Genomic DNA, 7,219 nt, shown 5'->3' with positions numbered 1-7,219 from the left:
CTGTTCCCGGGGCCGGCCTGACCGGCCTCGTCGACGGACGGCCCGCGCGGCTGGGCCGTCCCGGCTGGATCGAGTCCGGCCCGCTCGAGGAGCGGGTCGCGGCCATGCAGGCCGGCGGCGCCACCGCCGTCCTGGTCGAACACGACGGTCAGGTCATCGGCGCGGTCGCCGTCCGTGACGAGCTTCGCCCCGAAGCCGGCGCGGTAATCGAGCACCTGCACCGCAGCGGCGCCACGGTCGCGATGCTCACCGGCGACAACACCGCCACCGCCAACGCGCTGGCGAAGATCGCCGGCATCGACGACGTACACGCCGACCTCCGCCCCGAAGACAAGGCCCGCATCATCGGCGACCTCCGAACGAACTCGTTCACCGCGATGGTCGGCGACGGCGTCAACGACGCTCCCGCCCTGGCCACCGCCGACCTCGGCATCGCCATGGGCGCCATGGGATCGGACGTAGCGATCGAAACCGCCGACGTCGCCCTCATGGGCGAAGACCTCCGCACCCTCCCGCAGGCACTCGATCACGCCCGACGCGCCCGGAAGATCATGCTGCAGAACGTCGGCCTGTCCCTCGCTCTGATCGCGATCCTCATCCCTCTCGCGCTGTTCGGGATACTCGGCCTCGCCGCCGTCGTCGCCGTCCACGAACTCGCCGAGATCGTCGTCATCGCCAACGGAGTCCGCGCCGGCCGGGTCAAAGCGCTAGCCCGGGCGAGGACCGGAACTGGCCAGCGGACTCCGTCCGTAGTGACGGTCGGGCAGTGATCACCGCGGTTCCGGTGGCGCACCGCCGCGTACGCCTCACACGGCGGTGCGGGCTGCTGGCCGTCGCTGTCGGACTCGCGGCCACCGATCTGGCCGTCAAGGCATGGGCCACAAGCGCGCTCGCGGACGGCGCAGTCATCGGAACGGGGCCGGTGCAGCTGCGGCTGGCATTCAATCCGGGCGCGGCGTTTTCGATCGCCGCCGATGCCCCGGCATGGGTGCTGCCCACAGTCACCGGAATCATCACCTTCATCGTCGCGGTCACCTCCTGGCGGATGGCGCCAGGCACCGGGCACCTCGGGCGGCTGGGGTTAGCAGCGATCCTCGGCGGGGCAAGCGCTAATCTCATCGATCGGTTCCCCGACGGAGTGGTCACTGACTATCTCCACACCGGTTGGTGGCCAACGTTCAACCTCGCTGACACATTCATCGTCGGCGGCGCTGCCATCTTGATCACCCTCACCGCATTCAGGAGTCCCGACGAACGAGCGCAGCATTCACCCGAGCGCTGACCCCCCCGATCCGGCGCAGGGCCCGGCTGGCCGCGCTGGTCACTGCCCGGCTCACCGTCTGCCCGGAGTCTCGATGGTCCGCTCCCAGAGGAAACGCCAGAGACTCCTCGCTGCCGGATACAGAATCTGATCCGCTTGTAGCGCGCACCCATGAAGACAGAGAACAGACATCATCATACATTCCGGGCGCTACCCCGAAGGCAACCCCCGGCCTGATGAGACCGATCCTCATTCCCGCCGACATCGCCTCTACGTTGAACGTATGACCAGACCAACCAAGTTCGCGTGGGCGTTCTTCGTAACCATTATCGTCGGTATCGGAGTCGCCGTCCTCGTCGATCAGGACACTTCCACACCCGCCCCGTCCGATACCGCCGCGGTGTCTGATCTGGTGGCCCGGCCCGACAGTCATCGGCTGACGTCGCCTGCGCAGAGCCGGGCGCAATTCGTCGAGTTCCTGGACTTCGAGTGCGAAGCCTGCGGAGCCATCTACCCGGTCATCGAGGATCTGCGGCGAACCTACGGCGACCGCGTTACGTTCGTCGTCCGCTACTTTCCGATGCCCGGACACTTCAACGCCGAACGTGCTGCTCGCGCGGTCGAAGCCGCCGCCCAGCAGGGGCGGTTCGAGCAGATGTACCAGCGCATGTTCACCACCCAAACCCATTGGGGCGAACAGCAAGTCCCCGCTGACGACCTGTTCCGTAGCTTCGCCGTCGACCTCGATCTCGATATGGCGGCCTTCGACACGGTCTACAACAGCCCGGCCACGCTCGAACGGATCCGCGCCGACGTCGCTGACGGTCTGGCTCTCGGGGTCCAAGGCACCCCCACATTCTTCCTCGACGAGAATCGGCTACAACCGAACACGATCGACGACCTCACCGCGGCGGTGCGTGCAGCGGCGTCTGAATGATCTCAGGGGCTAGGCGGCAGCCTCCGCGATGGGCGGGCCGGCGCCCCTCGGAGTCCATTCTCGGCCATCACGGATGAGTGCCCACACAACATCAATCAACCGTCTGGCCAGCGAGATGAGCGCATGCACGTGAGAGCGGTTCTCGCGTCGTTTGCGCTGGTAGAACTCCCGTGATGGTCCGTCGCGTTGCGAGCTGTTGAGTGCGGCCATGTAGAACACCTTCCGCAGACCCCGGTGGTAGCGCTGCGGTCTACGCAATGTGCCCCGCCGGTTACCTGAATCATGCGGGACGGGAGCAAGACCGGCGTAGGCAGCCAGTTTGGCAGCCGAGCCGAACGACGTGAGGTCGCCACCAGTGAACGCGATGAGTTCGGCACCACTTCGGGTGCCGATACCGGGTACGGATTCAAGAATCCGGGCGTGGCGGTCTCGGCGGAACACCTCGGCGATCTGTTTATCCAGGTAGGTGATCTGGCGAGTGAGCGCCATCAGCGAGGTAGCCGCCTGCTGCACCAGCAATGCCGTGGTCGCCTCACCAGGCAGAGCGACGGTCTGCGCGGCCGCGGCGGCACGCGCCTTGCTGATCATCTTCGGGATGGTCGGCCGGCGGACTCCTTGACCGCGTAGGTGGTCGTAAATCTCCTCGTCGGAGACCCCATCAATCGCCGACGGTGTGGTGAAGCGGGTGACGAACGCCAAACCAGTCAACGTCGAGTAGTCGAAGCACCGTTCGAGACCGGGGAAGATGCGGGTCAGCAGGCCGCGCAGTCGATTGATGCCTCGTGTGCGTTCGGTGACCAAGTCGCGGCGATGCCCGGTCAACAGGTCGAGTTCGATCGCGACGTCATCAGGGACCGCGACCGTCGCGAGATCACCACGCAGGCGCGCGGTCTGGGCGATCACCACCGCGTCGCGGGCGTCGGTTTTGCCTTCGCCGGCGAAAGCGCCGGTCATGCTGTGCACAACGCGACCAGGTACATAGCGAATGTGTTGGCCGCGGCGGGACAACACCCCTCGGAGGAGGGCCGATTCCGGCGCGGTCATGTCGATCGCCCACACCACCGATTCGACACGGCACGCCTGGTCCACAATCGCTTCGATGGCCGCCTGATCGTTCGGTACCCGACGTGACCACAGCACCGTCCCCGCGTCGTCCACAGCGGCGGCGTGGTGTGCGTGACGGCCGACATCGATTCCTACCCAGATTGTTTCGACCACATGAACCTCTCTGCTCGAACCTGTTGACCTCGTCAGGGGTTGTTTCGCCGGCGCACCTTTACACAGCGACAAGTTCGCGAACACTTCTCAATCAGCGGCCGAAACGACCCGTCACGGTCCGGGGTGGCCTTCCACGCCGAGCCACCGAGGGCACACAGGTGATTGTCGAGCCACGCCCCGAACCGCGGACGAGCGTCCGAGGCGACCGCCCCGGACGTACTCCAACGTAAAGGTGATTGTGGGTTCGCTGAGTGGTTCGCTCATGAGGGGTGCCCCATGCGACGACACGCTACACGCGAACAGACTCAGGGGGCGACGGACAGCCAGTCGGCGAATCCGGACGGATCGTGGCGTCCCAGGGCGCCGTGCTCGAACAGACCCCACCCCTCGCGGGTGGTGCCGTCGGCTTCGCGACACACCGCCCGGCCGACGTGGTCGATGACGCCGAACGCGGCGCGCCCGATGATCGCCGGGTCGGTCATGTCGTAGGTGAGGCGTTCGGTGAACTTCTCGCCCCGCCACACGCCGTGGATCCAGTCCGGGTCACCGCCGTAGCCGCCGCCGACGTGGATGGGCACCGCGAGCCGGGACTCGACGTCGAGGTGGATCGTCGCGCCGTCGGGGGTGGTCGCGGTGATGGTGGCACCGGTCGGGATGCGGGTGCCCGACGTGTACTGGACGTCGATACGTGGCCAGCCGAGTTGTTCGACCCGCCCGTCCTTCCACACCCGCACGCAATCGTTGAGCGATCGGTACCCGCTCGGTTCCTCCTGGACGATGAGGACCATCTGGAAGTCGTCGAACGCCATCGGGATGTAGAGCCACCACATCCCTTCGAATGGGGGATCGGCGGGCCGTCCGGCCGGTTCGGGTTCGCCGACCGGCCGCAGACCCCACGAGCGGTCCCGGGAACCGATCCAGCGGTCGGGCTCCACCGCGATGTGCTCCCCGTCGATCGTGATCGACCCGGTCCAGGTGCCGACCTGAGCGAAACGCTGCGCATCGAGTGTGACCTTGGTGCTCGCGCGCATGAGGTGGGGTTGCTCCAGGATGGGGTCGAACAGCCCGTTCCATGTGAGGTCGACCGCCACGCCCTCGGTCTCGTCGAGGGTGAGATGCAGCCGCCGGAGTGGTTCGGAGACCTCCATCCGGTAGCCGCCGACCTGCTGGTTCAGCCGATCGTCGTCGATGGCGTCGCTGAGGTGGACGGCGGTCTGGACGTCCCCGCGCCGGACGAGGACAAAGGCATCCTTCACGCCGAGGTTCGGGTAGTAACCGATCCCGGTGATGAGGAAGATGTCGCCGCTGCGGTCATGCGCATTGAGGTAGGCGCGGTCGTAGAAGTTGCGATTCGACTCGCCCGGCCACGCGATCGGTTGGGGCAGTTGATGAATCGGGAACTCGTCGAGTGGTCCCAGGCCCGTCATGTCAGTTCCCTTCGCTCAGCAGGCGTTCGAGCAGACTGCGGTGATAGAACAGTGTGCCGTCGATGTCGTGCGGCGCGTCCATCTCGCCGAAGTGGACGCGGCGCGCGCCGGTGCGCATGAACACGCAACACCATTGGACGCCCGCGTAGATGTAGAACCAGCGCAGGTCACCGAGTTCGACTCCGGTCAGCTCGCGGTAGGTGGATCGAACATCTTCCTCGCGCAACACATCTGGCAGACCCGGGAGTCCGCCGAGGCCGGCCAGTTCCTGGAAGACCATGTGCGCGAAAATCGTCCACGACACGTCGAGTTCGCGTGGGCCCACGGTGGCCATCTCCCAGTCGAGTACCGCGGTCGGCGCGAAGTCTCGGTACATGACGTTGCCGATTCGAGCGTCACCCCAGGTGAGGACGGGATCGGCGGCCGCAATGTCGTCGGGGAAGTTGGCTTCCAGCCAGTCCAGTGCACGCGCGACGAGCGGCGACGGGCCGATTCCCTCGACCGAGTAGTCGTACCAGCGACGCAGCGCGGCGAAGGTACGACGCAGGGGTGTGTCGCCCGGCGGCAGGGCGTCGAGGAGGAAACCGAAGGTCTCGGTCGGATCGGCGATGGCGTGGATGCCGGCGATCACCTTGATCGTCGAATCCTGCAGTGCACGTTGGTCGATGGGCGCGGCGTCGGAAAACCAGTTGTCGCCGAACGTGTACGGCATGACGTCCGGTGGAACCTCCCCGTCTCGTCGTTCCATGACGAAGAACGGCTGACCGAGTACCTCCCCGGTGGGTTCGAGGAACCGGACCGGCGGGACGGGGACGTCGGTGTGCTCGCCGACCAGGCGCATGACGTCGAACTGATGATTCATCCGGTATTCCGGGAACACCGGGACGTCGGCGTCGGCGGGCGCCATGCGCATCACCCAGTCGTCGGCGTGGCCATCGGCCCAGTCGACATGCAGCGGGATGGTCTCCGACGACATGCCGTTCGCGTCGACTCCGCTCTCCACCGTGACCGTCGGACGCGACGACGCTCCGGACACCGATGTCAACCAGTGCGCGAGGGCCTCGGGAATCGAGGTGCTGTCGCGACTGGATCGCTGGAGATTGTCAACATGCCCGACGGTCGGTTCGGTGGTGTGTTCGGTGGTCGCCATGGCGCCCAGCGTCGCACAGATACGCTACGGTGAGTTGCGTAATGGTGAAAAATGCCGATGAGGTTGCTGTAGCACCCGGACGACCGCGGGACGGACGAATCGACGCCGCGGTGCTCGACGCGGCCGCCGAACTGCTCGTCGACGTCGGGTACAGCCGACTGACGATGGCGGCCATCGCCGAACGGGCACAGACCACCAAGACGGCGCTGTACCGGCGCTGGAGCGGCAAACCGGAGCTCGTCCACGAGGCGGCGTTTCCTCCGGCCACCATGCTGCCGCCGACGACCGGCGATATTGCCGCAGACATCCGGGCGATGGTCGTGGTGGCCCGCGACCTGTTCGCGAGCCCGGTCACGCGCGCAGCCCTGCCCGGCCTGATCGCCGACATGGGCGCCGATGCCGAACTGGCGACGCGCGTACATGGCAGGTTCGCCGAGGCCTTCGGTGCGGTGCACACCAGGCTCGTCGAGGCCGCCGACAGCGGTGAGGTGCGTGCCGACGTCGATGCCGACCGGTTGATCGAGGTGATGGGCGGCGCCGCCATGTTGCGCCTGCTCCTCGACCCCGACGCCGTGCTCGACGACGACTGGGTAGAGCAGATGACGGCGATCGCACTGCACGGCGTGCAACGCTGAGTCCCCGCGCCTGCAACAATCGGTTCCGTGGCCAAGGTCAGACCTCACGTCGTCGTCATCGGAGCCGGGTTCGGCGGACTGCATTGCGCCCGGCGACTCAAACGCAGCACGGTGGACGTGACGGTGGTGGACCGCGGGACCAGCCACCTGTTCCAGCCGCTGCTCTATCAATGTGCGACGGGACTGCTGTCCGAGGGTGCCATCTCCAGCCCGGTGCGACATTTGTTGCGTCGGCAGCGAAATGCCGACGTAGCGCTCGGCGAGGCGACGGCTGTCGACGCGACCGCGCAGACGGTGACGGTGACGCGCATCGACGGATCCGAATTCACCCTGCGCTACGACCATCTCGTGGTGGCCGCGGGTATGCGCACCGCTTACCACGGGAACGACGAATTCGCCGCTCACGCACCGGGAATGAAGACCCTCGACGACGCACTCGCGATCCGGCGCCGAGTGATCGGCGCGTTCGAGATGGCCGAATCGGCCTCCGACGCCGACCTGCAGCGGTCGTGGTTGACGTTCGCTGTGGCCGGCGGCGGGCCGACCGGCGTCGAACTCGCCGGCCAGATCCGAGAACTCGCCACACTCGCG

The 7,219-nt window shown here is 66.6% G+C and carries 8 protein-coding genes; 5 read left to right on the top strand and 3 right to left on the bottom strand.

Annotated elements, in window-relative coordinates; all coding sequences use genetic code 11:
- From ABZW74_RS23290 to ABZW74_RS23280, 3 genes are all read left to right on the top strand, one after another.
- On the top strand, window positions 1-770 hold a 770-nt coding region (locus ABZW74_RS23290), incomplete at its 5' end, for an HAD-IC family P-type ATPase (protein ID WP_355279734.1).
- On the top strand, window positions 767-1,282 hold the full coding sequence (locus ABZW74_RS23285) for a signal peptidase II (protein WP_005193672.1): 516 nt from the start codon (window positions 767-769) through the stop codon (window positions 1,280-1,282). The genes ABZW74_RS23290 and ABZW74_RS23285, both read left to right, overlap by 4 nt.
- Window positions 1,283-1,544: 262 nt before the next feature.
- Window positions 1,545-2,198 carry a thioredoxin gene (locus tag ABZW74_RS23280; RefSeq protein ID WP_006360542.1) on the top strand — a complete coding sequence of 218 codons (654 nt, stop codon included), beginning with the start codon at window positions 1,545-1,547 and terminating at the stop codon, window positions 2,196-2,198.
- A gap of 9 nt (window positions 2,199-2,207) precedes the next feature.
- Here the strand turns inward: ABZW74_RS23280 and ABZW74_RS23275 are convergent, their stop codons facing one another.
- The 3 genes from ABZW74_RS23275 to ABZW74_RS23265 all read right to left on the bottom strand — a co-directional run bounded on the left by ABZW74_RS23275 (window position 2,208) and on the right by ABZW74_RS23265 (window position 5,993).
- Window positions 2,208-3,416 (bottom strand): IS110 family transposase, encoded by a 1,209-nt coding sequence (locus ABZW74_RS23275; protein ID WP_005193666.1) that lies wholly within the window; start codon window positions 3,414-3,416, stop codon window positions 2,208-2,210.
- Window positions 3,417-3,721: 305 nt separating this feature from the next.
- Window positions 3,722-4,843: a hypothetical protein gene (locus ABZW74_RS23270; protein ID WP_355279730.1), complete on the bottom strand. Its 1,122-nt coding sequence runs from the start codon at window positions 4,841-4,843 to the stop codon at window positions 3,722-3,724.
- Between the two features lies 1 nt (window position 4,844).
- On the bottom strand, window positions 4,845-5,993 hold the full coding sequence (locus ABZW74_RS23265; RefSeq protein ID WP_355279727.1) for a phosphotransferase family protein: 1,149 nt from the start codon (window positions 5,991-5,993) through the stop codon (window positions 4,845-4,847).
- Between the two features lie 41 nt (window positions 5,994-6,034).
- Here ABZW74_RS23265 and ABZW74_RS23260 point away from each other — a divergent pair, with 41 nt between their 5' ends.
- Window positions 6,035-6,628, top strand: a complete 594-nt coding sequence (locus ABZW74_RS23260; protein ID WP_355279724.1) for a TetR/AcrR family transcriptional regulator — start codon at window positions 6,035-6,037, stop codon at window positions 6,626-6,628.
- Between the two features lie 27 nt (window positions 6,629-6,655).
- Window positions 6,656-7,219 (top strand): FAD-dependent oxidoreductase (locus ABZW74_RS23255; protein WP_355279722.1); only part of this gene is annotated, 564 nt, incomplete at its 3' end.

It is taken from the genome of Gordonia sp. NPDC003585 (genome assembly GCF_040610755.1).
GTDB lineage: Bacteria > Actinomycetota > Actinomycetes > Mycobacteriales > Mycobacteriaceae > Gordonia.
This window is presented reverse-complemented; position numbering and strand designations above follow the sequence as displayed.

Bases quoted from the DNA above. Each gene is read 5' to 3' on its own strand.
- ABZW74_RS23265 (WP_355279727.1), bottom strand. From the start codon at position 5,993: ATGGCGACCACCGAACACACCACCGAACCGACCGTCGGGCATGTTGAC.
- ABZW74_RS23270 (WP_355279730.1), bottom strand. From the start codon at position 4,843: ATGACGGGCCTGGGACCACTCGACGAGTTCCCGATTCATCAACTGCCC.
- ABZW74_RS23260 (WP_355279724.1), top strand. From the start codon at position 6,035: ATGGTGAAAAATGCCGATGAGGTTGCTGTAGCACCCGGACGACCGCGG.
- ABZW74_RS23280 (WP_006360542.1), top strand. From the start codon at position 1,545: ATGACCAGACCAACCAAGTTCGCGTGGGCGTTCTTCGTAACCATTATC.